At 61.3% G+C, this 22952-nt stretch carries 25 protein-coding genes and 3 tRNA genes; 6 read left to right on the top strand and 22 right to left on the bottom strand.

Annotated features, from left to right (window positions below):
* Positions 1–66 precede the first annotated feature (66 nt).
* The 7 genes from R3E49_RS09215 to R3E49_RS09185 all read right to left on the bottom strand — a co-directional run bounded on the left by R3E49_RS09215 (position 67) and on the right by R3E49_RS09185 (position 5278).
* Positions 67–630, bottom strand: a complete 564-nt coding sequence (locus R3E49_RS09215) for a hypothetical protein (protein WP_371294770.1) — start codon at positions 628–630, stop codon at positions 67–69.
* A gap of 274 nt (positions 631–904) precedes the next feature.
* Positions 905–1981, bottom strand: a complete 1077-nt coding sequence (locus R3E49_RS09210) for an energy transducer TonB (protein WP_371294769.1) — start codon at positions 1979–1981, stop codon at positions 905–907.
* Between the two features lie 141 nt (positions 1982–2122).
* Positions 2123–2210: transfer RNA gene (locus R3E49_RS09205), tRNA-Ser, on the bottom strand.
* Positions 2211–2277: 67 nt separating this feature from the next.
* The gene (locus tag R3E49_RS09200) at positions 2278–2685 is read right to left on the bottom strand and encodes a DUF1761 domain-containing protein (RefSeq protein ID WP_371294768.1); all 408 of its coding nucleotides are present in this window, start codon (positions 2683–2685) and stop codon (positions 2278–2280) included.
* A gap of 80 nt (positions 2686–2765) precedes the next feature.
* Entirely contained in the window at positions 2766–3587 is an 822-nt protein-coding gene (queF, locus tag R3E49_RS09195; RefSeq protein WP_371294767.1) for an NADPH-dependent 7-cyano-7-deazaguanine reductase QueF, read from the bottom strand.
* A 3-nt stretch (positions 3588–3590) separates the two neighbouring features.
* Entirely contained in the window at positions 3591–4364 is a 774-nt protein-coding gene (locus R3E49_RS09190; protein WP_371294766.1) for an ABC transporter permease, read from the bottom strand.
* On the bottom strand, positions 4361–5278 hold the full coding sequence (locus tag R3E49_RS09185) for an ATP-binding cassette domain-containing protein (RefSeq protein ID WP_371294765.1): 918 nt from the start codon (positions 5276–5278) through the stop codon (positions 4361–4363). Before R3E49_RS09185 ends, R3E49_RS09190 begins: the two co-directional genes overlap by 4 nt.
* Positions 5279–5349: 71 nt before the next feature.
* On the opposite strand from R3E49_RS09185, the gene R3E49_RS09180 reads away from it, so the two are divergent.
* From R3E49_RS09180 to R3E49_RS09170, 3 genes are all read left to right on the top strand, one after another.
* Positions 5350–5727, top strand: a complete 378-nt coding sequence (locus R3E49_RS09180; RefSeq protein ID WP_371294764.1) for a PA2817 family protein — start codon at positions 5350–5352, stop codon at positions 5725–5727.
* A 101-nt stretch (positions 5728–5828) separates the two neighbouring features.
* Positions 5829–5904: transfer RNA gene (locus tag R3E49_RS09175), tRNA-Glu, on the top strand.
* 18 nt (positions 5905–5922) lie between these two features.
* A tRNA-Gly gene (locus tag R3E49_RS09170) sits at positions 5923–5998 on the top strand.
* A 59-nt stretch (positions 5999–6057) separates the two neighbouring features.
* On the opposite strand, the gene R3E49_RS09165 is transcribed toward R3E49_RS09170, so the two are convergent.
* From R3E49_RS09165 to R3E49_RS09140, 6 genes are read right to left on the bottom strand one after another with little or no spacing between them, the layout of a single operon-like run.
* The gene (locus tag R3E49_RS09165; RefSeq protein ID WP_371294763.1) at positions 6058–7248 is read right to left on the bottom strand and encodes an ISL3 family transposase; all 1191 of its coding nucleotides are present in this window, start codon (positions 7246–7248) and stop codon (positions 6058–6060) included.
* A gap of 36 nt (positions 7249–7284) precedes the next feature.
* Entirely contained in the window at positions 7285–8451 is a 1167-nt protein-coding gene (locus tag R3E49_RS09160; protein WP_371294762.1) for a 4-phosphoerythronate dehydrogenase, read from the bottom strand.
* Positions 8451–9020 carry an elongation factor P hydroxylase gene (locus R3E49_RS09155; protein WP_371294761.1) on the bottom strand — a complete coding sequence of 190 codons (570 nt, stop codon included), beginning with the start codon at positions 9018–9020 and terminating at the stop codon, positions 8451–8453. Before R3E49_RS09155 ends, R3E49_RS09160 begins: the two co-directional genes overlap by 1 nt.
* 21 nt (positions 9021–9041) lie before the next feature.
* The gene (tusA, locus tag R3E49_RS09150) at positions 9042–9281 is read right to left on the bottom strand and encodes a sulfurtransferase TusA (protein ID WP_371294760.1); all 240 of its coding nucleotides are present in this window, start codon (positions 9279–9281) and stop codon (positions 9042–9044) included.
* Entirely contained in the window at positions 9278–9532 is a 255-nt protein-coding gene (locus R3E49_RS09145; protein ID WP_371294759.1) for a YheU family protein, read from the bottom strand. The genes tusA and R3E49_RS09145 overlap by 4 nt, the downstream gene beginning before the upstream one ends.
* A gap of 3 nt (positions 9533–9535) precedes the next feature.
* Positions 9536–10333, bottom strand: a complete 798-nt coding sequence (locus R3E49_RS09140) for a class I SAM-dependent methyltransferase (RefSeq protein ID WP_371294758.1) — start codon at positions 10331–10333, stop codon at positions 9536–9538.
* A gap of 71 nt (positions 10334–10404) precedes the next feature.
* Between R3E49_RS09140 and R3E49_RS09135 the strand changes: the two genes are divergently transcribed.
* Complete coding sequence (locus tag R3E49_RS09135; protein WP_371294757.1) at positions 10405–10938, top strand: glycine cleavage system protein R; 534 nt, start codon at positions 10405–10407, stop codon at positions 10936–10938.
* On the opposite strand, the gene R3E49_RS09130 is transcribed toward R3E49_RS09135, so the two are convergent.
* Genes R3E49_RS09130 through prmB form a run of 3 tightly spaced genes read right to left on the bottom strand, consistent with a single transcriptional unit; the run spans position 10924 to position 13212 of the window.
* On the bottom strand, positions 10924–11142 hold the full coding sequence (locus R3E49_RS09130) for a hypothetical protein (RefSeq protein WP_371294756.1): 219 nt from the start codon (positions 11140–11142) through the stop codon (positions 10924–10926). The two genes, R3E49_RS09135 and R3E49_RS09130, sit on opposite strands and share 15 nt — an antisense overlap.
* 8 nt (positions 11143–11150) lie before the next feature.
* Entirely contained in the window at positions 11151–12251 is a 1101-nt protein-coding gene (gene aroC, locus R3E49_RS09125) for a chorismate synthase (protein WP_371294755.1), read from the bottom strand.
* Between the two features lie 37 nt (positions 12252–12288).
* Positions 12289–13212: a 50S ribosomal protein L3 N(5)-glutamine methyltransferase gene (prmB, locus tag R3E49_RS09120; protein ID WP_371294754.1), complete on the bottom strand. Its 924-nt coding sequence runs from the start codon at positions 13210–13212 to the stop codon at positions 12289–12291.
* A 150-nt stretch (positions 13213–13362) separates the two neighbouring features.
* Here prmB and folE point away from each other — a divergent pair, with 150 nt between their 5' ends.
* On the top strand, positions 13363–13911 hold the full coding sequence (gene folE, locus R3E49_RS09115; RefSeq protein ID WP_371294753.1) for a GTP cyclohydrolase I FolE: 549 nt from the start codon (positions 13363–13365) through the stop codon (positions 13909–13911).
* On the opposite strand, the gene R3E49_RS09110 is transcribed toward folE, so the two are convergent.
* The 3 genes from R3E49_RS09110 to htpG all read right to left on the bottom strand — a co-directional run bounded on the left by R3E49_RS09110 (position 13908) and on the right by htpG (position 17588).
* The gene (locus R3E49_RS09110; RefSeq protein ID WP_371294752.1) at positions 13908–14495 is read right to left on the bottom strand and encodes a DUF4892 domain-containing protein; all 588 of its coding nucleotides are present in this window, start codon (positions 14493–14495) and stop codon (positions 13908–13910) included. The two genes, folE and R3E49_RS09110, sit on opposite strands and share 4 nt — an antisense overlap.
* Positions 14492–15544 (bottom strand): NAD(P)H-dependent glycerol-3-phosphate dehydrogenase, encoded by a 1053-nt coding sequence (locus R3E49_RS09105; RefSeq protein ID WP_371294751.1) that lies wholly within the window; start codon positions 15542–15544, stop codon positions 14492–14494. The genes R3E49_RS09110 and R3E49_RS09105 overlap by 4 nt, the downstream gene beginning before the upstream one ends.
* Before the next feature lie 124 nt (positions 15545–15668).
* A complete protein-coding gene (gene htpG, locus R3E49_RS09100) occupies positions 15669–17588 on the bottom strand; it encodes a molecular chaperone HtpG (RefSeq protein ID WP_371294750.1) in 1920 nt (639 codons plus the stop codon).
* Between the two features lie 127 nt (positions 17589–17715).
* Here htpG and R3E49_RS09095 point away from each other — a divergent pair, with 127 nt between their 5' ends.
* Positions 17716–19239 carry an alpha/beta hydrolase domain-containing protein gene (locus R3E49_RS09095; protein WP_371294749.1) on the top strand — a complete coding sequence of 508 codons (1524 nt, stop codon included), beginning with the start codon at positions 17716–17718 and terminating at the stop codon, positions 19237–19239.
* A gap of 99 nt (positions 19240–19338) precedes the next feature.
* Here R3E49_RS09095 and sucD read toward each other — a convergent pair whose 3' ends face one another.
* The 3 genes from sucD to lpdA form a co-directional block, all read right to left on the bottom strand.
* A complete protein-coding gene (gene sucD, locus R3E49_RS09090) occupies positions 19339–20214 on the bottom strand; it encodes a succinate--CoA ligase subunit alpha (RefSeq protein WP_290743581.1) in 876 nt (291 codons plus the stop codon).
* Between the two features lies 1 nt (position 20215).
* A complete protein-coding gene (gene sucC / locus R3E49_RS09085; protein ID WP_290743583.1) occupies positions 20216–21385 on the bottom strand; it encodes an ADP-forming succinate--CoA ligase subunit beta in 1170 nt (389 codons plus the stop codon).
* 110 nt (positions 21386–21495) lie between these two features.
* Positions 21496–22935 (bottom strand): dihydrolipoyl dehydrogenase, encoded by a 1440-nt coding sequence (lpdA, locus tag R3E49_RS09080; RefSeq protein WP_371294748.1) that lies wholly within the window; start codon positions 22933–22935, stop codon positions 21496–21498.
* Positions 22936–22952: the final 17 nt, after the last annotated feature.

Genomic DNA, 22952 nt, shown 5'->3' with positions numbered 1-22952 from the left:
ACGCCGTGATCCATAACCCTACGCCCGGGGCCAGCATAGGCGGACTACACAAGGGCCTGCGTTTAGTTACTGTACTTCGACATGAAAATACGCGGGATCGCGGTCACGAGTCAACTTGATCTGACCATAGTAGGAGCGTGATTCACCCGCGTTCAGCTCAGGGTTCTCCGCTTCCAGGGACGTATCGTCTTGAGCAAGCTTCGCCATTCCAACCTGAACGCCCAGTGCGTCGAACAGGATTATGGTGACATCAGGGGCGATACCCCGCTGACGATCGTTCTGTAGCACGGCGAGGTACCCAAACCGCTTTTTCTGCTCCGTGCCTGTCCGTGTGAAGCTAATACTCTTCAGGTAGCGCTCGCCGATGGGAACGATCGCGTCAAAGGACAGGGGATTGAGATCCGGAATCCGATTCTGCACCAGACTCGCATTCGCTTCCCGCAGTTGCGCTACCTGCTGTTCCAGAGCCGTGACCGTGTTGCGCAGGTTGCCAGCACTTGCGTCTTCTCCCCGCATGGCAACCTCGCGGCCAAGCAGCAACTCGTTCGTCGAATAGAGCTTGTAGGCAGTCACCATCCAGCCGATGCTGGTCACTACCAACAGTGCCCCAAGCACGATGGAGACAAGCATGTACTTGACCGCTTTTCTATAATTGCGGCTATATCGTCGAGGTACGCGATTTTCCACCAAGAGTTCCCGGTTCAGTTGAAGCTGTTTTTTTTCGGAGTTCTAATTGGCGCCTCCACACCGGCGTCGCCCGGACATGGTACCAGACCTCGCTGACTATTCCTCTGGGTGTCGTCTGGAAAAATGCCCTTTGCCCAACGGGGCAATCTCACCGGCCAGCCCGCGATGTCAGTGCCACTGTTCTGGACCGCCAGCGGCCTGCCCCTCCGCAGCCGGCTCACCCGCCCGGGGCCAGCGTGCCATCCACCAGTTCAGCGATCACAAACGTAGCCCCACTCACGCCCGTTACGTAGAGATTGCAATGCCCCCAGGATGCGGGAACGATCCACCCCTGACCCACCGTGTAAGAAAGCCGCTTGACACCTCGCTCGCAGTACAGCAAGACGTCCTCTATCTGCCCAGAGACATCACGTAACTCGATCTCGCGCCTCAGCAGCCGTGTCGTCCATGTTGACCGGTCTCCGCCGTAAATCGGGGTGAGCAATTTTCCCCGTGTCCAGAACTCCTGGTTTTCAACCCGGGCGCTGACCCTTTCACTGTGTGCGCGCATTTCTGCTGCGAGATCAGTTCCGGGCGCCATTTGCTCCAGCCATTGCGCGGACAGGGAGGCATGGCCGAGCATCATCGCCGCCATTTCGTATTGATAAACCAGCACCAGAAAAGGCACGAAATAGTCGGCCTCCTCAAGGAGCGACTTGTCCCCTTCCTCTGCGTAGAAATCCAGCACGCGGGTGGCATGCAGGTACTCACGATCCTTGTCGCCCGTCAGGCCGTAATACATGACATACAACGACTGCCGGTAGAGTTCCTCGTACAGACTCAGGCCAGTCTTTGCTGAGAGTTCCTCAAGCTGTAGCCAGGCTGCGTCCAGCTCGCCATCCTGCAGCGCGGACTGGATTTTACGGTAGTTCCGCATGAAGGGTTTTCTGGCGGCGCCGGGTTTTCCTTCCAGCATGAAAACGGCGCGCCCTACAAGACTCTGCTCAGTCACCGCGACGCCGTTGTACCTCGCAGGTTCATACACACTTGATTCGATGCTCTCGCGGAGCGCCTCGTTCAATGAGGTGAGGCCGTTGGATTCCAGAATCGAGAAATCATGTGCGCGTCCGTCGGTGCCAATGTTAAAGGTGTAGTAGGCCCATCCATCGTTGTTGTGTACCCGAGCGATGTTTGGATACTCTATGGCATCACGTGTGACGAGTTTTGCGAATACATAGTCGTCGGCCGCGAAGGCTGTCTGCAGCGGCAAAACCGCGATGATTCCCCGAAGCACGCAAGCACGGATTCTTCGCATCACCTCTCCCGGCCATTCTTATACTGAGAACACGATTATTCTGCGCGGGTCACCGTACGAAGACGCTGCGACCGGGTTGGAGCATAAGAAAAACACCCTACGGTGTCTACGGGGGGCGTGCGGGGATACGATGCGGATAAATGGCGGTGAGGGAGAGATTCGAACTCTCGAACGGTTGCCCGTTACACACTTTCCAGGCGTGCGCCTTCGACCACTCGGCCACCTCACCGTGAGGGCGCGGATCATACCACAACCGCTGCGGCTTGCCAGCGTTTTACCGGGAGTTTTCGCGCGTGTTAACGCCAGCCGCCCAATATGGCGCCCATGGCGGTCAGCGCTACCACCCAGTACCCGCCGTTCACCAGCAGATAGGACCAGGGCCGCTGCTCGAACAGCGTGATGACACCGGTCGCAAAAAACAGCCAGCCGAAACCGGTCAGGAAACCGTACAGCGAGCCCGTGGCCAGCGTCACCTCCGGGGCCGCGAGAAAGCGTTCCAGGCACAGCGCCATGACCAACAGGAACACGAAGGAAAAACCAAATATCCTGGCCTTGTTGCCCGCGTTGACCTGGGCTTCGGTAAGACCGGCAGCGCGCATCCAGGCGCTGCCAAACAGCAGGGGGGAATACCACAATCCGCCAATGATGAACGCCACGAGCGTGGCCGCGAGTACGGCGAGGACATGAATCGGTATTTCAGCCATAAAGGCCTCCGCAGCGTTATTATCGTTCTTGCCCCCACTCTTGCGCAGCACGCAGCGGATGTCAAGGCAGGCGCAACGCGCTACTGCCGCGCGAGGCGTAACCATGGCGGTTCACCACCGCCACTGCTGCGAAACGGGTTGATATCCAGTCCCCCGCGACGGGTGTAGAACGCCTGCAGGTGCAGAAACTCGGGTTGGCAGGCCTGCTGGAGATCGCGGTAGATACGCTCCACACACTGCTCGTGGAATTCCTGGTGCTCCCGGTAGGCGAGGATATAGCTGAGCAGTGCCGCGTGGTCCAGAGCAGGGCCGCGATAGTGCAACCACAGCGTTGCCCAGTCCGGCTGACCGGTCACTGGGCACAGGGAGCGCAGGAGATGGCTGTAGAGCTGCTCCTCGACCACCCTCGCCCGAGAGCACTGCAGCATCTCGGCCTCCGGCTCCCGCCGCGGCCAGCGACCGGCAGCCGTGTCAATGCACTGCCCGCTGGGTTGCGCGCCAGCCAGTGCCGGATCGTCGGGGGCAAATACCGCCAGCGCCACATCGCCGCCGGCCGCCGCACTGATGTCTCGCACGATACAGGCAAGTGCCGCCGCCTCGTCATCGAACACCGTGTTGTTCAGGGAGTTCAGGTACAGCTTGAAGGACTTGGACTCCACCAGGTTCGGCGTCGTCGCGGGAATGGTGAAGCGCCCTATTCTGGCCTGTGCCCTGTCCGAGCTATCCAGCCAGGACAGTTCGTAGGCGTGCCAGATATCCACACCCTCGAAGGGCACTTCGCCCCCGTAACCCAGCGCATCGCGCGCCTCGCGTCGAGGAATGGGAAACAGCAGCTCCGGAGCGTAACGGGTTGCTGCGGGCACCTGCTTGCCCAGCAGCAATGACTCAGAATCAATCGCCACGACTTACTGGCGCAAGCGCTTGCCGGTGTTCAAGAGATGCATGCTGTAGCACCAGGCGACAACCGTGAACACGGCAATCATGCCAAAGGCCACCGCCAGACTGACATCGGAGACGCCGAGCACCCCATAACGGAACGCATTGACCACGTACACCAGCGGATTGAGCTTGGACACCGCGGCCCAGAAATCCGGCAGCAGGTCCATGGAGTAGAACACGCCGCCCAGGTAAATCAGCGGTGTGAGCACGAAGGTGGGGATGATCGAGATGTCGTCGAAGTTATTCGCATACACAGCATTGATGAAGCCGGCCAGGGCAAACAGGATGGAGGTCATCAACACGATCACCACCACCACCGTAAAGCTGTGGATATGCAGGTCCGTAAAGAACAGCGACACCAGGGTGACGATCACGGCGACCAACAGGCCGCGACTCACGCCGCCAATGACATAACCCAGCAGAATGATGTAATTCGGTGTGGGCGATACCAGAAGTTCCTCGACGCTGTGGTTGAATTTGGAGCCGAAGAAAGAGGACACCACGTTGGAGTAGGAGTTGGTCACAATCGCCATCATGATCAGCCCCGGCACCACAAACTGCATGTAGGTGAACCCGCCCATATCGCCGATACGCGAGCCGATCAGGGACCCGAAAATCACGAAGTACAACGACATGGTGATCGCCGACGGCAGCAAGGTCTGGGTCCAGATGCGCAGATAGCGCTTGACCTCCTTGCGCAGAATGGTCACCAGAGCCACCCACTGTTCCTGCAAACTCATTTCGCGCCCTCCACCAGCCGCACAAACATCTCTTCGAGCCGGTTTGCGCGGTTCCGCATACTGCTGATGCGAATGCCGGACTGGCTGAGGGCTGCGAAAACCTCGTTGATATGCTGGCCTTTCTCCACCTCGACCTCCAGTGTGCGCTCATCGATGCGACGCACGCCAAAATCCGGGATTGCCACCGCGTCAGGCAGATCGTCCACGGCATCGAAGATGAACACCTCGCGGTGCAGGCGGCGCAGTAAATCGCGCATGGAACTGTTCTCGACAATCTCACCGTGGTTGATGATGGCAATATTGCGGCACAGGGCCTCCGCCTCTTCGAGATAGTGTGTTGTCAGGATAATCGTTGTGCCCTCGCGATTGAGTTTCTGCAGAAAATCCCACATGGACCGGCGCATCTCGATATCGACCCCCGCGGTGGGCTCGTCGAGAATCAGCAGGCGCGGGTTGTGCACCAGGGCACGGGCAATCATCAGACGGCGCTTCATGCCGCCAGAGAGCATGCGCGATGGCACGTGGCGCTTCTCCCACAGACCTAGCTCACGCAGGTACTGCTCGGCCCGCTGGCTGGCCAGGGTCTTCGGCATGCCGTAGTAACCAGCCTGGTTGACCACAATATCGAAGGGCTGCTCGAACATGTTGAAGTTGAATTCCTGCGGCACGATGCCGATGTTCTTTTTGGCGGCAGCGAAATCCTCATCAATATCGGTGCCGTAGACAGCCACCTTGCCCGCCGTTTTCGACACCAGTGAGCAAATAACCCCGATAGTGGTCGATTTGCCGGCGCCATTGGGGCCCAGGAGTGCAAAAAAATCGCCGTGCTGCACCTCGAGACTGATGCCTTTCAGGGCCTGGAAGCCCCCGGCATATTGCTTGGTGAGATTTTCGATCGTCAGTGCTGGTATCATGCCGCCTCAGTAAAACCACCGGAGAATTCAAGCGCTGCATTGTACCCGCAATCGGCGCACCGAACGAGCCAATGGACGATACGCAATATTTACAGTACTGCCGCAGCCTTTGGCGCGAGTTCGCCAGTACGCTTGGCAAACGCACCGCGGGGCTGGACGAGGAAAACCCGCTGCGCGAACTGGCTGATGCCTGCAACCGCCTGCCCGATGAGGAGCTGTACACCGTGGGCCCCAAACTGGCCATGCGGCTGTTCAGCCACCAGCCCGAATTTGCCCCCACATTTCCCCGCAGCCTGCTGTGGTTTCTCGGCGGCGACTGCCTGCACGTTCTGACCGACCAGGAGATCGCTACCTTCCAGGCGCTGGACGAGGCGCGCCTGGAGGCCGCTGAACGTGGCGAGCTGTACGATTATCGGGCGCAGGCCGCCGCGCGCCTGCAACTCACCTGATGGCGCCGCCGCGGCTACAGGAAGGCAAAAAGTGCTCCCCGAGGTCTTGACGTCCTCCGGCTCTCTACCTACAATGCCGCCTCTTGACCGAGAGGCTCTGCGTCCCCTTCGTCTAGTGGCCTAGGACACTGCCCTTTCACGGCGGTAACAGGGGTTCGAACCCCCTAGGGGACGCCACTCTCTCACTCAAGCGCCGCGGGAATAGCTCAGTTGGTAGAGCGCAACCTTGCCAAGGTTGAGGTCGCCGGTTCGAACCCGGTTTCCCGCTCCATCCCAAGTCCGCTACTGCACGCGGCTCTCCCCACTTAAGGGGGGATGCACCGATATTCACTAAACCCGGTTAATGATGCCATCCCACCCGCAATGGGTTAAGACGCGCAGTCGATAATTCTCAAAATTCCTGAACCCATAGGCCCGTCGGGTCATCATCTCCATTTTGTTGTGAAAGCCCTCTGTGGGGCCATTGCTCTTGCTGAATCGCCACATCATGACGATCGGCTCAAGCCATGACGTCAGCGTTTTGGCCAACCTTCTCAGCGGGCTTTGACGCAGCTGGTCGATCAGCTCCAGTAGCTCAGGCAACTTCTTCTGCGCCGTTTTCTTCTTGAGGTTTTTGAGTAGCAGCAGCGTGTTGAGGCGCTGTCTGGCCCCGTAGAGCGCTGCCAGGACCGGATAGTCGCTCAGGTAGCGCTGCAGGTTCTCGCGCTGTTCTGGTTTCAGGCGCCGGGCATGGCGTCGCATGAGGCTCAGTAGTCCCCGGTTCCGGCGACCCTCCGGGTGCACGTCCTTCCAGACGTTCAGGAAGTGCTGGTTGACCAGGCGAATAACGTGGAACCGATCGGCGACGATCGTGGCCCCTGGGAAGTACTGACGAGCGATGTTGCGGTAGGTTTCCGACAGGTCCATGACGATGAGTTTCACGTTGTCCTTACCCGGCAATCGCCGCAAATAACCGTCCAAGCTGGCCTCGGAGCGCCCCAGGCGCACATCAAAGACTTTGTTGCGGCGCAGATCCACGAGGGTTGTGGCAAAGCCCCGTTTGCGGGTGAAGAAGTGCTCGTCGATGCCCAGGACCTTAGGGCAGGGCCGATTCGACATCTCGGATACCCGTCGTTGACAGTGTGCGTGATACCAGCGTTCGGTGGTCGCCGCGCTGATGCCATGCGTGCGCGTCAGTTTGGCCTGGGTGACGCCGCCGTCGTGGGTCTCGAAGACCTCAAGCCGGAAAGCTTCCGAAGCCCTATAGCGCGGCCGCACGCCCTTGAATCGGTGGCGGAAGTAGCGACCACAGCGGGGGCAGTGATACTTCGGTGCTTTGAGATACAGGGTGATCAGCTGATTCCCCTGACGTGTGTGCTTCAGGGTTCGCTGGTAGGTCGCCTTGATCCGGATTTTCGGATGCTGGCAGTGCAGGCAGCAGGGCCGCTTCCTGGGTTTGGCATAGACAGAAATCGCATCATTGCGATCAACGCGTTCGACCTCCAGCTCTGGAAGACCTAGTATTAATCCTGCGTGGGACATCGGGGGTTCTCCATTAAATGATTCCGCAAAATCAGTTTAATGAACCCCGGTGTCCCCCTTTAATGATGAAGAGCCCTGCACGCTTCCACCCAACGCCACGACCCACCTGCGCTGCTCTACATTGCTGGCCTGTACACGGCTGCCCGCCAGCTCACGCCGCATGGGGTAGGCCCTGCGCAGCTCATCGAAGGCCTTGCGAGCCCGCACTGCATCGATGCCAAAGACTGCCTCGCGCAGGGCCCGGTCGTCTGCACGGATATCGTAGCGCGCCCCACACAGCCAGCGTAGCACGGCAACGCCGCGCAGCCCCGCCGGGGGCACCAGGGGATCGGCCGCGGCCGCTGTCGCTGTCGCGACGGGATGTTGCGCAAGGCCGAAAGCATTCTGCACCGCCAGTGCCAGCTGCCGCGTGGCGGCCAGTTTGGCATCGTGGCTGTAGCCGGCAATATGCGCTGTGCCAACGCTCACCTGCCGCAGCAACGGAACCGACACCTCTGGCTCGAACTCCCACACATCCAGCACGCACTGTGGCGGGTTCGGCGCCTGCAGCCGCGCCAGCAATGCGGCCTGATCCACAACTGCTCCGCGACTCGCGTTTATCAGCAGGTTCTGCGGGCCCAGCCTGGCGAGCTGCGGTGCGGTCAGCAGGTGAAAACTGGGCCAGGGAGCGTCGTGAGTCAGCGACGTATGCAACGACACCACATCACAGGCCAGCACGGTGTCCAGAGAGACGGGATCCGGCACCTGGCCTGGCGCCAGCCACGGGTCATACTGCAGGCTGGCAATACCCAGCGCCGCAAGACGCTCCCGCAGCAAGCGGCCGACGTGGCCGTAGCCAATAATGCCAACGCGTCCGCCGTCAAGCAGCCGCTCCAGCATGTCCGGCTGTACGGAGATAGCGGCCAGCACGTACTCGACCACCGCGTTGGCATTGGCACCGGGCGCCGCGGCAAAGCCGACTCCCGCTGCTCTAAGCCCGTGGATATCCACATGGTCCAGCCCTGCCGTCGCGCTCCCCACAAAACGCACCCGGCTGCCCTGAAGCAGGGCGTTATCCACACGCGTCACCGAGCGCACCAGCAGCACATCCACATCCCGCAGGTCGTGAGCCGCAATGTCCCGCCCTGCCATCACACGCACCTCGCCGAGGGCGTGGAAGTATGCGTCCAGGCCAGGAATGTTCTGGTCGGCGAGAATGCGCATCAATCGGGCTGGGCCGCCGTCGCCCTGATCAGGGCCGGCGTGAGTGGTCCACTTCTGCCGAACTCCGCCTGCAGGGCCCGATAAAACACCGCCGCGCGGCGCGGCAGGGGGGCGCCAGACAGACGCAGCGCTTCGCGACGCACAGCAGCACGGAACGCACTGTGGTCGGCGGCGACGCCGCCCTCCGCCGCGAGGTTGTCGGTGCTGACACGAAACGGATAACCGCAGGCCACGGAAAAACACCACTCCAGAGCCTGTGGGCGAACCTCCACCGCCTCGAAGGCCGCCTGCGCCTCGGGATCGCGCCCCTCGGGGGCGTACCAATAGCCGAAGTCAACCTGCTGCCGACGTGCGCTGCCGGCGATACACCAGTGCGCGCTCTCGTGCAGCGCACTGGCAAAGAAGTCTTCGCGAAACCACAGTCGATGCGGCTCACCCGGGTGCACGGCAGGCGCGTACAGTGGTTCTTCCGCGCCGCCACAGAGCAAGGTATTTTCGCTGTGAAAGAAGCACTCGGCGAAAACCCGCTCTACGCGGCCGGCGCAGAATACCGGCTGATGATATGGCATCGGCTCTCCAGCGGGGGTCATTCAGCCGCCTTTGCGCAACAGGAAGAGAAACTCGCCGCCCTCCTCCGTTTCGGTGAGCAGCTCGTGGCCAAGAAAGGCGCAGAATTTGGGTATGTCGCGTTGCGTGGTCGGGTCCGTGGCCACTACGCACACGGTCTCACCCACCTGCATATCGCGAATGCGATTGTGCAGCAGCATGACCGGTTCCGGGCAATACAAACCGGTCACATCCAGCGTGTGGTCACTGGCTGGCCGCGTCACGACAGGACGCCACCTGACAGCAACACGCTCGCACTGTCGCGCGGCAGCAGATCCCAGGTTTCACTATCACCGTCATACAACAGCGCCAGCGCGCCAGAGTCGAGCTGGGCGCGAAGCTGCTGCACCTTGGCGGCGATGCTAAGCTCCCGGTCGCCGTAGTCGGTGCCATCGCGGCTGGCAAACTCCTCCAGCAGGGCCGCCAGCGCCTCAGCAGAGAGGCGGGCTGGCGGTATTTCCAGCAGATCTGCCAAGGCTTACGCCGGCTTCACGAACCGCAGCGTCATGCGGTCGCTTTCGCCAATGGCCTCGAACTTCGCGCGGTCCTCATCACCGCCGCGCAGGGCAGGCGGCAGCGACCAGACACCGTTGGCGTGATCTGCAGTATCGCGGGGATTGGCATTGATCTCGCTGCGCGCATCCAGCTTGAAGCCGGCTTTCTCCGCTGCGGCAATGACGTAGGCTTCAGTCACGTAGCCGCTGCGTGCCATTTCGGCAGGATCATCGCCAGAGGGTGCGCGATGCTGCACGATGCCCAGCACGCCACCGGGCTTGAGCGCAGTAAACGCAGCCGCCAGCGTCGCATCGAGGCTGCCCATGCGCATCCAGCTGTGAATATTCCGGAACGCCACGATGAGGTCGGCGGAGCCAGCGGGTGCCACCGCGACTTCCTCTGGCGGTGCCAACTGGGTGACTTTCACCGGGCCGTACAGATCATTGTTGCTGGCAAGCTTCTGCAGGAACCCGCCGAGTGCATTGCGAAAGTAAGCGTTGGAGGACAGGTTCATGCCGAAGTGCGCCGCGTAGAGCTGCCCGTTCGGCGCCACCAGTGGGGCCAGCACCTCGGTGTACCAGCCACCGCCCGGCGACAGCTCAACGACCGTCATGCCTTCTTCAATGCCGAAAAACTCCAGTGTCTGCCGGGGATGGCGTGAGCTGTCACGCGCCTTGTTTTCGGCGCTGCGCTGATCGCCATTCAGTGCGGTCTCCCAGTCGAGGGCCGCCTGTGCCGGAGCCAGGGCCACGGCCAATAACAATGCCAGTACATATTTCATGGTTGCTTCCTTCTGCCACATGGGGTTGCGGGTTAATATACGGGCTGTCGCAATGAATGTGGAGCCTGATCGTGCAATCTTCTTTTATCGTAACCTTCATTGGCGACGACCGTCCCGGCCTCGTCGAACAATTGTCCAGCGCGATCGAGCGCTGTGGTGGCAACTGGCAGGAGAGCCGCCTTTCCCAACTGGGCGGAAAATTTGCCGGGCTGGTACTGGTTTCACTGCCGGAAGACGCCGGTGACACCCTGGAGCAGACGCTGAAGGGTCTTGCGAGCAGCGGCATCAGTGTGCGTGTCACGCCGGCCACCGCCGGTACCGCACCCGCCGCAGGACAGCGCATTTCACTTGCGGTACTCGGGCCGGACCGGCCCGGTATCGTCCGCGAAATATCCCGGGCACTGGCCGCGGAGCAGGTGAACGTCATCGATATGGAGAGCGAGGTCAGCAGCGCGCCGATGAGCGGTGAACTGCTGTTCCGCGCCGACATTCTTGCTGAAATCCCGCAGGGCGCGTCACGTGAAGCCCTGACCGACGCCCTCGACGGCATTGCGGAGCAGATGACGCTGGAGATTGACCTCGGCGACAGCTCAGTCGCGCGCTGAGAGGCGCCGAATACCAATCCACAGCGCGGCCGTCGCGGCCGCGGCAAGCACCAGTGCCGCCACGACCACCAGCGTCATCAGAAACATATCCCAGATGCGCTCCGGAGGAATGTCAAAGCTGTCGACTGCGCCCCACACCAGTGCCGCCATGGCCAGCAGCCCGAGAATGAGGGTGCGCAGGTAACGCCGGCGGGAGCGCGCCACGAGCGTCGCTAGCGCGCCGACGCCGGCAAGACCGGCGTCGCGCAGGTGACGTCCATGTTCTGCCCGCGGTGGCGCAGCACATGGTCCATAAGCACAATCGCCAGCATGGCCTCAGCAATCGGGGTGGCCCGAATGCCGACACAGGGGTCGTGGCGGCCGTGGGTGGCCATTTCCATAGCCGCGCCCGAGGTGTCGATCGTGGCACCCGGCTGGCGGATGCTGGAGGTCGGTTTCAGTGCCAGGCTGACCGTGATGTCCTGCCCGCTGGAGATCCCCCCCAGTACACCGCCGGCATTATTGCCGACAAAGCCTTCCGGCGTGAGCAGGTCGCGATGTTCACTGCCCTGCTGCTCGACGACCGCGAAGCCAGCACCGATTTCCACGCCCTTCACCGCGTTGATACCCATCATGGCGTGGGCAATATCCGCGTCCAGGCGATCAAAAACTGGTTCGCCCAGGCCCGGCATGACACCGCTCGCAACGACGTTGATCCGCGCGCCAATGGAATCACCACGTTTGTTGAGCGCCGACATATACGCTTCCATCTCAGCCACCTTCGCTGGATCCGGGCAGAAAAACGGATTGCTGTCGATGCTGTCCCACTGCACGGTGTCGGCGCGGATCGGACCCAGCTGTGCCAGATAGCCGCGAATGAGAATGCCGTAGCGCTCGTGCAGAAACTTGCGGGCAATCGCCCCCGCCGCCACGCGCATCGCGGTTTCCCGGGCTGACGAGCGGCCGCCGCCCCGATAGTCGCGAAACCCGTACTTCTGCTGGTAGGTATAATCCGCGTGCGCCGGGCGGAAGGTGTTGGCAATATTCGAGTAGTCTTTCGAGCGCTGATCCGTGTTCGCAATCAACAGGCCGATTGAGGTACCGGTGGTGCGGCCTTCGAACACGCCGGACAGGATCTGCACTTCGTCCGCCTCGCGCCGCTGTGTGGTGTATCGGGAGGTACCGGGCTTGCGCCGATCCAGGTCGCGCTGCAGGTCCGCCGTGCTCAGGCTCAGCCCGGGCGGGCAGCCGTCGACGATACAGCCCAGGGCAGGGCCATGGCTTTCACCGAAGCTGGTCACCGTGAACAGCTTGCCGAGAGTATTGCCAGACATGGTTAAGGGGTCTCCGCCAGAAACGTGCAAGTATACGCTATAAGCCCGCAGCTGGCCGACTTTCACGCAGCTCCGCAGCGGTCAGGACGCAGACACCGTGACCACCGTGGGCAAACTCCACCCAGGTAAAAGGCAGCTGCGGAAACGCCTCCTCCAGCGCCTCCCAGCTGTTGCCCACTTCCAGCACCAGCAGTCCATGGGGTTGCAGGTGCCCCGCCGCCTGCGCAAGGATCCGCCGCGTCAGATCCAGGCCATCCGCACCGGAGCCGAGTGCCAGTGCCGGCTCATGGGCGTACTCCGCCGGCATGGCTGCCAGGTCTGTCGCATCGACATAGGGCGGATTGGTGACGATGATGTCGTAGCGCTCGCCCTGCACTGCCGTAAACAGATCGGACTGTAGAATACGCACGCGGCCCTCCACGCCCAGCTCCCGCGCATTTACTGCCGCCAGCGCAAGGGCATCCGCATCCAGGTCGAGCAGATCAACCTCGGCATCCGGCAGATACCACGCCGTCGCGAGGCCGATACAACCACCGCCGCAGCAGAGGTCCAGCACCCGCGCAGGCCCGGGTCCCTGATACCAGGGCTGGTAGCCGGCACGCAGCAGCTCTGCAATTGGGGATCGCGGAATAATGGCGCGCGTATCACACCGCCAGCGAAGCCCGGCAAACCACGCCTCGCCGGTCAGGTAGGGCAAGGGAACGCGGTCCTGAATCCGTCGCTGCAGCAGTTCGGCAGCCCTGGCCGACTGGGCTGCGGTCAGCGGCAACCCCAGCACGCGGTCGTCACTGTCAGCGGGCAGCCCGGCACACCACAGCACCAGTTGCACCGCCTCGTCCCAGGCGTTGTCCGTACCATGGCCATAATAAACCGGGGATGCCTCCAGCGCGGCATTGACCCGCTCCAGCGCTTCGCCGATGGTTGTCGCGGCGGCGACCGAAGTTATGTGTTTGCTTTGCATGCGGCGAGTGTAATGGATCCGCTGCGGCGACAGTAGCCTCGATGTGCCAGTAGCGTGAATCCTGGCCGGGCGGCAGCAGGTTTGCCTTCATCCGGGGCGGTTGCTACTATCCTCGGCCCGCCACCGGGGTGGTCACCAGGGAAACGATTCATGGAACAAGAGTGGGCGAAAATCATTGCGGCGATCGGCGAGGACTTGTCCCGGCCGGGTCTCGCTGACACGCCAAAGCGCGCCGCGAAGGCTTTCGAGTTCCTCACGCGCGGCTATCACCAGTCAGTGGAGGATGTGGTCAACAATGCCCTGTTCCCCTCCGACTCCAGCGAGATGGTGCTGGTGCAGGATGTTGAGCTGTATTCGCTCTGCGAGCATCACGTATTGCCCTTTATCGGCAAGTGCCACGTGGCCTACATTCCTACCGGCAAGGTACTGGGTTTGTCAAAGGTCGCCCGCATCGTCGATGTTTTCGCGCGGCGCCTGCAAATACAGGAGTCCCTGACCACACAGATCGCGCAAACCATTATGGACGTGACCGAGGCTGAGGGCGTCGGCGTTATTATCGAGGCACAACACATGTGCATGATGATGCGCGGCGTGGAAAAGCAGAACTCGGTGATGAAGACCTCAGCAATGCTCGGCTCATTCCGCACCGAGCAGAAGACGCGCGACGAGTTTCTGTCGCTGCTGCAACTGGGCCGCTAAAGCGGGCCCTCGTCAATCTCGGGGGTGACCGTGAGGATATCCAGATGCAGATACTGGCGGTCCGAGGAGCGGGCGCCGCTGTATAGCAACACGCGGTAAGCTGCCTCTGCACTCTGCACGGCATAAACGCGGTAACTCTGGTCATCGGCGCGACCGTACAGCAGTCGCTGCCCAAACACCCTGTTGGCCCATTGCGAGCCTGAGCCACAGGCGCGGCCATCACAGGCGAACAGGCGCGTTGCCTGCTCCTGCGCAGACAGGCTCTGCTCCAGCCGCTGCAGTACCTCGCGCGAGGTAAAACCGTCGACAATCTGCCAGGTCAGACGCTGCAATTCACCATCCATACGCACGCTGTCGCGAAACACCCAGGCGCCCATGGATTTCTGAATGGGTCCAAGACCTATCTCGTGATCCCGTACCACGTTCTGTTTGCGTGCGATCGACAGCGCATGGGGAAACGCCTCGAGCTCATCCACCAGTACCTGCGGAGTGTAGCCAGAGGCGCTTGCAGCACCCGCGCCGGCTACCACAGCCCAGGCCAGCAGCAAACACGCTGCCCGGCAATGTTGTACGGAAACCTTCAACCCTCTCTCCTTGTGCTGTGTGTCAGGTGAAAATCACCCACGGCAAACTCCACATCATGCGCCTGCTCGCGCGACATCATAGCACTGAAGATCTCCGTGACCGGGCGCTGCTCGTACAGAATTCCGTACAAACCATTGACTAGCGGCATGTGCACTCCGCGTCGATCCGCCTCTGCCTTCAGCAGTGCCAGCGTGTTGATGCCTTCGGCGACCTGGTCCATCGCGTCCAGCACCGCGTCCAGCGGCTCGCCCTTGCCCACTGCAAAACCAATGCGGTAGTTGCGCGACAGCGGCGACGAACAGGTCACAAAGAGGTCCCCTACGCCAGCAAGGCCGAGAAAGGTGAGCGGGTTCGCCCCCAGGCACACGGCAAAACGGGACATTTCCGCCAGCGCACGCGTCAGCAGCATGCCGACGGTATTTTCGCCGAAGGACAAGGCAGCGCCGAGACCAGCGAGGATGGCGTAGACATTCTTCAATGCACCACCCAGTTCCACGCCGAACATATCCCGGGATGCGTAGACCAGGAAGCGCTCGCTGTGCAGCAGGTCGTGCAGGGACCGGTTCAGTGCATCGCTGTCACTGGCGACCACCGTGCCGGTTACCTGGCCCGCCGCGATTTCAGTCGCCAGATTGGGCCCGCTGAGCACTGCACGCGGGTTGTCGGGCAGTTCCTCCCGCAGAATCTCGCTCATCAAGCGAAAGCCACCGGGCTCTATCCCCTTGGTCAGGCTCACCAGACAGGTCTGCGAAGCCACCAGGGGTGCCACGTCGCGCACTATCTGGCGAAAGGATGCGCTGGGCACGGCCACAAGTACGCTATCGGTGTCGCTGACAGCGTCGACCAATGATGTCGTGGCACGCAGACGGTCATCCAGCTGATAACCGGGCAGATACTCACTGTTTTCACGCAGGTTGTTGATGAGATCGACGCGCCCGGCATTGCGCCCCCAGAGGGCGACGCGATGGCCATTCACCGCGATAAGATTGGCGATAACGGTGCCGAAACTGCCCCCGCCGAGAACGGCGACCCGGTGCGAACGAGGCATGGCGTGCTCCCTGTTACTGTGACCTGGACCTGATGGCGCCGCATATCGTTCTACCGTCGCGGACGCGATTGCAGCTTGGCACCGCGCTGCGGGCGTGACAAGCACCAGGCCCGCAGGGTAGAACTCAGCGCTTGCTCATTTGCAGCAGCAGGCTGTTGAGACGGCTGACGAAGGTAGCTGGGTCTTCCAACTGCCCACCCTCTGCCAGCGTCGCCTGGTCAAGTACCACATGCGCGAGATCACTGAACCGCGCCTCATCCTGTTCTGCGTCGAGCATCTGCAGCAGCGGGTGCCCGGGATTGATTTCAAGTATAGGTTTGCTGTCTGGCACCGGCTGACCCGCTGCTTCAAGAATGCGCTTCATCTGCGCACCCATGTCGAATTCACCCACCACCAGACAGGCTGGCGATTCGGTGAGCCGCGATGACGCGCGCACTTCAGAAACCGCATCGCCCAGTGCGCCGCTGAGGCGTTCCACCAGCGCTTCGCTGTTCTGCTTGAGTTTTTCCTTTTCGGCTTTCGCCTCCTCGGAGTCCTCCTCGAGGTCCAGCGCACCCCGCGCCACGTCCTGGAATTTCTTGCCGTCGAACTCCTGCAGCTGGTTCATCAACCAGTCGTCGACACGATCACTGAGCAGCAAGACCTCAATACCTTTCTTGCGGAATACTTCAAGGTGCGGGCTCTTGCGCGCCGTGTTGAAGTTTTCGGCCACCACGTAGTAGATCTTGTCCTGCCCTTCCTGCATGCGTCCAACATAGTCTGCCAGCGACTGGTCCTGAACCGGCTGGTCAGTGTGGGTGGTACTGAAGCGCAGCAGGCCGGCAATTTTCTCCCGGTTGCCAAAGTCTTCCGCAGGCCCCTCTTTCAGTACCTGGCCAAATTCTTTCCAGAAAGTCGCATAGTCATCGCCTTCCTTTTTCGCCAGTTTGCCCAGCATGTCGAGGACACGCTTGGTCAGCGCACTGCGCATGGCGTCAACAGCGCTGTCCTGCTGCAGAATCTCGCGCGACACGTTCAGGGGCAGGTCATTGGAATCGACCACCCCTTTCACAAAGCGCAGGTACAGGGGCAGGAACTGTTCGGCGTCGTCCATGATAAACGTGCGCTGCACGTACAGCTTTAGGCCGCGATTCATGTCCCTGTTCCACAGGTCAAAGGGAGCGCGGCGAGGGATATAGAGCAGGCTGGTATATTCCTGCTTGCCCTCGACCTTGTTGTGACTCCAACTTAGGGGCTCCTCGAAATCATGCGACACATGGCGATAGAAGGCCGTGTACTCCTCGTCACTGATGTCGGCACGCGCACGTGTCCACAGCGCTGTCGCCTCATTGACCGGCTTGTACTGTGGCGCTTCGGCTTCTTCCGCTGCGTCGTCATCATCACCGCTGGCAGTTGGCGCTTCCAGCATCATCACCGGTACGGAAATGTGGTCGGAGTACTTCTTGATCACGCTGCGCACCCGCCAGTCATCGGCGAATTCACTGCAGGCCGGCTTCAGGAAAAGCGTGATCGTGGTGCCACGGGTGTCTTTTTCGCGGGGCTCAATGGTGAATTCCGCTTCACCGTGGGACTCCCAGAGCACACCGCTCTGCGCATCAGCACCTGCCTTGCGCGTGTGCACCTCGACACGATCGGCGACGATAAACGCCGAGTAGAAGCCCACACCGAACTGGCCAATCAGTTGCGAATCCTTTTTCTGGTCGCCACTCAGGCTCTCCAGAAAGGCCGCCGTGCCCGATTTGGCGATGGTGCCGAGGTTCTCGACCACCTCATCCCGGTTCATGCCAATGCCGTTGTCGCTGATCGTGATAGTGTTGGCGTCCTTGTCGACGTCGACACGGATCGCGTAATCGCCCTGCCCTTCCAGCAGGCTGTCGTCCGCAAGCGCCGCAAACCGGAGCTTGTCGATTGCGTCCGAGGCATTGGAAATCAGCTCACGCAGGAAAATCTCCTTGTTGCTGTACAGGGAATGGATCATCAGGTGCAGCAGCTGGCGGGCCTCGGTTTGAAAACCAAGCGTTTCTTTTTTCACATCCGCAGTCATGGGTCCCTCGCGAGTAGTGACAGGTGAATGAATGTAATGCCGGGGCAACTGCAGAGGTGGGGGCTAACTGCTGGCATTTCAAGTCAGGCTAATGCATATTAGCCTCATAACAATCCGGAGATAGCGCATGAACATGCTCACCCACCGTTGGCCGCTTGCACTCGGGCTTTCCATTGTCCTTCTCACCGGCTGCAGCGATGGCAGCGACGGTGTGCCTGCGCCGCCGGAGCCGCCGCCACCCGTAGAACCCGACTACCTGCCCATTGCACAGCCTGAAGTCGCCGACCCGCCGGACGAGGGAGATCTGTTCCTGCTCTCCACGACATTTGACCTCGCCGATGTCGGCTACCGCCAGCGTGAGTATTTCCTCTCTGGCGAGGCAACCGCCTTCAGCAACCTGAACGAACTCGGCAGTGATGGCGCCTGGGAGGCGGAACCCGCAGGCACCGCCAGTTACCGTACGCGCGTTGTGGTCTACCGCCCTATCGACGACAGTGACTTCAGTGGGACGGTGCTCGTGGAGTGGCTGAACGTGACCGCCGGTTTCGATACCGGCCCATCCTATGGCTCGGGGCATGTGGAAATGCTGCGCCAGGGCCATGTGTGGGTAGGTGTCTCGGCACAGCGCGTGGGTATCGAAGGCTCCGGAACACCGGTGGCACCGTTGCACCTGAAAGCGGTGAACCCGGCCCGCTACGGCACCTTGGAGCATCCGGGTGACAGTTACTCGTACGACATGTTCTCGCAGGCAGCACAGGCCCTGCGTGAGCCCGCCGACGTCGACCTCCTGGAAGGCCTGCAGGTGGAGCAGATGATCGCCCTTGGGGAGTCACAGTCGGCCGGCCGTCTGGCGACCTATATCAACGCCATTCATCCGCTGTACAACACCTTCGATGGTTACATGGTGCACAGCAGGGGCGATGGCAGCTCGCCCCTGTCACAGGAGCCTGAAACCGAGATACCGACACCGGAAAGTGTCCTCTTTCGCGAGGACCTGAACGTGCCCGTGTTCAACTTCCAGACGGAAACCGATGTTCTGCTCCTGGGGTCCATCAATGACCGCCAGCCGGACACCGACCGCTTCCGCCTCTGGGAGGTTGCGGGAACGGCGCACGGTGATTATTACTCTTTCATCATCGGCCGTCAGGACACCGGGGTCGACCCGCGCTTTCTGCTGGTAGAGGAAGCCAACGGCATACCCGGCTTTCTGAACTGCGCGCGGCCCGTGAACGCGGGGCCCATGGCCTGGGTCTTCGGAGCAGCCCTGCGCGCGCTGGACACCTGGGTGCGCGACGGCACCGCACCCCCGACGGCAGAACTGCTGAGCGTGGACGATAGCGGCACAGCGTTCCTGAAGGACACCCAGGGCAATGTGCTGGGTGGTGTACGCACGCCCTGGGTGGATGCGCCCGTCGCCGTTCTCTCCGGAGAGGGCCAGGAAGGTGACCGTCTGTGCTTCCTGTTTGGCACCACGGTACTGTTCGACGCCGCGCAAATGGCGTCCCTGTACGTAGACCAGGCTGGTTACGAAGCCGCCGTCGCGGACGCATTGGACCGCGCGCTGGAGGGAGGCTTCCTGCTGCCAGAGGATGCGGAGCGCATCCGCGCCGTCGCTCCCCTGCAGTGGCAATCACAGGTGCCCGGCGAATAGGCCGGCAGGTATTCAGCCACAAAAAAAGCCCGCATCAAGCGGGCTTTTTTTGTGACGGGAACAGGCAGCACGTGCACTGCCTGCCGCGACCCTGACTGCTTACTTCCAGCCAGTGACTTCCGCCAGCGCCTTGCCGATGTCAGCAAGGCTGCGCACGGTTTTCACACCGGCATCTTCCAACGCAGCAAACTTTTCGTCCGCCGTGCCTTTGCCGCCGGAGATGATGGCACCGGCGTGGCCCATCCGCTTGCCCTTCGGCGCAGTCACGCCGGCAATATAGGAAACCACAGGCTTGGTGACGTTGGCCTTGATAAAGGCCGCAGCCTCTTCTTCGGCGGTGCCACCAATTTCACCGATCATGACAATGGCTTCGGTCGCCGGATCTTTTTCAAACATCGCCAGGATGTCGATAAAGTTGGACCCCGGAATCGGGTCGCCGCCGATGCCGACGCAGGTCGATTGGCCAAAGCCCGCATCCGTGGTCTGCTTGACCGCTTCATAGGTCAGGGTGCCGGAGCGCGAAACGATCCCGACTTTACCGGGCAGGTGAATGTGACCCGGCATAATGCCGATCTTGCACTCGCCGGGCGTGATCACGCCAGGGCAGTTGGGGCCAATCAGGCGCACACCGAGCTCATCACACTTGACCTTGCAGTCCAGCATGTCGAGGGTCGGGATACCCTCGGTGATGCATACGATGAGCTTGACGCCACCGTTGGCCGCTTCGAGGATGGAGTCCTTGCAGAACGGCGCAGGCACGTAGATCACTGACGCATCGGCGCCGGTGGCTGCTACGGCTTCCGCCACAGTGTTGAACACGGGCAGTCCAAGATGGGTCTGGCCGCCCTTGCCGGGCGTCACACCACCCACCATCTGGGTGCCATAGGCAATCGCCTGCTCGGAGTGGAAGGTGCCCTGGGAGCCGGTGAAGCCCTGGCAGATCACCTTGGTGTTCTTGTCGATCAGAATACTCATTTCAGGCGGCTCCTTCAGCTGCTTTGACTGCCTGTTGGGCAGCATCGGTGAGGCTGGTTGCGGCAATGATGTTCAGGCCACTGTCGGCCAGGACCTGACGGCCCAGCTCCGCGTTGTTGCCTTCAAGACGCACAACAACCGGCACCTGTACACCGATTTCCTGCACAGCGCCGATCACGCCTTCTGCAATGAGGTCACAGCGCACGATACCGCCGAAGATGTTGATCAGGACCGCCTTGACCTTATCGTCGGAGAGGATGATCTTGAACGCTTCGGATACGCGCTCCTTGGTTGCACCACCGCCGACGTCCAGGAAGTTCGCCGGGGCACCACCGTGCAGCTTGACGATATCCATGGTGCCCATGGCCAGACCAGCGCCATTCACCATGCAGCCGATATTGCCGTCCAGGGCCACGTAGTTCAGCTCCCACTTGGCGGCGTGCGCCTCACGGGCATCTTCCTGGGAGGGATCGTGCATCTCACGCAAGGCCGGTTGGCGATACAGCGCGTTGCCGTCCACACCCAGCTTGGCATCCAGGCAGTGCAGGTTGCCCTGGTCGGTAATCACCAGCGGGTTGACCTCAATCAGCGCCAGGTCCTTTTCCTTGAACAGCTGCGCCAGCCCCATGAAGATTTTCACAAACTGCTTGATCTGGTCGCCTTCCAGACCCAGCTGGAACGCCAGCTCACGGCCCTGGTACGGCTGTGCACCGACCAGCGGGTCGATAACCGCGCGCAGGATTTTCTCCGGGGTTTCCTCGGCGACCTTCTCGATTTCCACACCGCCCTCGGTAGAGGCCATAAAAACGATGCGGCGGGTTGCGCGGTCAACCACCGCGCCGAGGTAAAGCTCCTCGGCGATATCGGTGCAGGTCTCGACCAGAATCTTGCTGACCGGCTGGCCATTTTCGTCAGTCTGGTAGGTCACCAGGTTCTGGCCCAGCCACTTGGCAGCGAAATCGCGTACTTCGTCGGTGGTTTTCACCAGCTTGACGCCACCCGCTTTACCGCGGCCGCCCGCGTGCACCTGAGCCTTGACGACCCACATGTCACCACCGATGGTCTCCGCTGCCTTGACCGCCTCTTCCGGCGAGTCGACAGCATAGCCCTTGGATACGGGCAAGCCGTACTCAGCAAACAGCTGTTTGCCCTGATACTCGTGAAGGTTCATGCTTTGTCCTGTGTGTTACGTAGTGTCCTGGAATGCGCCCTAACGGCCCATACCCCCCAGTGCCTCGTCTGCGCCAGAATAGGTTTTATGCGCGCGCGACCGGGCAAAGTTCATTTCCGAGGCTTGCGATTGGCAATGTGAATGGCATGGCCATGCACGGCCAGAGCGGCCTCGTGTACTGCTTCCGACAGGGTCGGATGTCCAAAAACGGTCAGTGCCAGATCTTCCGAACTGGAACCGAACTCCATTGCGATCACCACCTGCTGCACAAGATCGGCAGCAGACGGGCCCACAATATGACAGCCGAGCACGCGATCGGTCTCTGCGTCGGCAATAATCTTGACCATGCCATCGGTATCATTCGCCGCCAAAGCGCGGCCGCTGGCCGCGAACGGGAATACGCCCACCTTGTAGTCTACGCCGTCGGACTTCAACTCCTGCTCTGTGCGACCGACCGCAGCAACTTCGGGGTGGGTATAGATTACCGAGGGGATGCAATCGTAATTCAGCTGCACCTTCTTGCCGGCAATGCGCTCTGCCACCATCACGCCCTCTTCCGAACCCTTGTGCGCGAGCATCGGGCCACGCACCACATCACCCACAGCAAAAACGTGCGGCGCCTCGGTGGCACAGTGGTCGTTGACGTAGATGAAGCCGCGCTCGTCGAGGTTCACGCCGCAATCGGTGGCCAGCAGGTCCTCGGTGCGCGGGCGTCGCCCCACCGAAACAATCAGCTTGTCGAAGACTTCACGGTGTTCGCCGTCGGCATTGGTGAAGGTCACCTCCACCTTGCCATCCTTCACGACAGCGCCGGTTACCCGGGTGCTGAGGCGGATATCCAGGCCCTGCTTGCGGAAAATCTTGCCAGCCTCCTTGGCGATCTGCGTATCCATCATCGGCAGCAGTTCATCCAGCGCCTCCAGCATCACCACCTCGGCGCCCAGACGCGCCCAGACACTGCCAAGTTCCAGGCCGATGACGCCGGCGCCGATGACGCCGAGTCGCTGCGGCACCTCGCTGAACTCCAGGGCACCGGTGGAGTCGACGATGTATTCATTGTCCACGGGCGCCGGCGGGATGGCGATGGGGCTGGAACCTGCGGCGATAATAATGTTGCCGGCTTCGATGACGCTGACCTTGCCATCCTTGTCAGTGACCTCTACCTTGCAGCCGGCCAGCACCTTGCCCCGACCCTGGATGCTGGTCACGCCATTGTGCTTGAACAGCCCGGTGATGCCGCCGGTGAGCTGGTCGACGATCTTGTTCTTGCGGGCCATCATCGCCGCGATATCCATACGAGGCGTGTCAATGGAGATGCCGTGCAGGCTGAAATGGTCCCGCGCCTCGACGAATTTCTGGCTGCTGTCGAGCAGTGCCTTGGAAGGGATACACCCTACGTTGAGACAGGTACCACCAAGGCGCGTTTTACCCTCGGCGTCCACCCACTGCTCCACACAGGCCGTCGACAGGCCCAGCTGGGCCGCCTTGATTGCGGCTACGTAGCCACCGGGGCCCGCACCAATCACCACTACATCGTATTTGTCAGCCATTGTCTTCCCTATTCCCG

Origin of the sequence: Haliea sp., assembly GCF_041395985.1 — a bacterium.
In the GTDB taxonomy this organism is placed as follows: Bacteria; Pseudomonadota; Gammaproteobacteria; order Pseudomonadales; family Halieaceae; genus Haliea.
The sequence above is the reverse complement of the archived record's forward strand: the minus strand, read 5'-3'. Positions and strand labels throughout refer to the sequence as shown.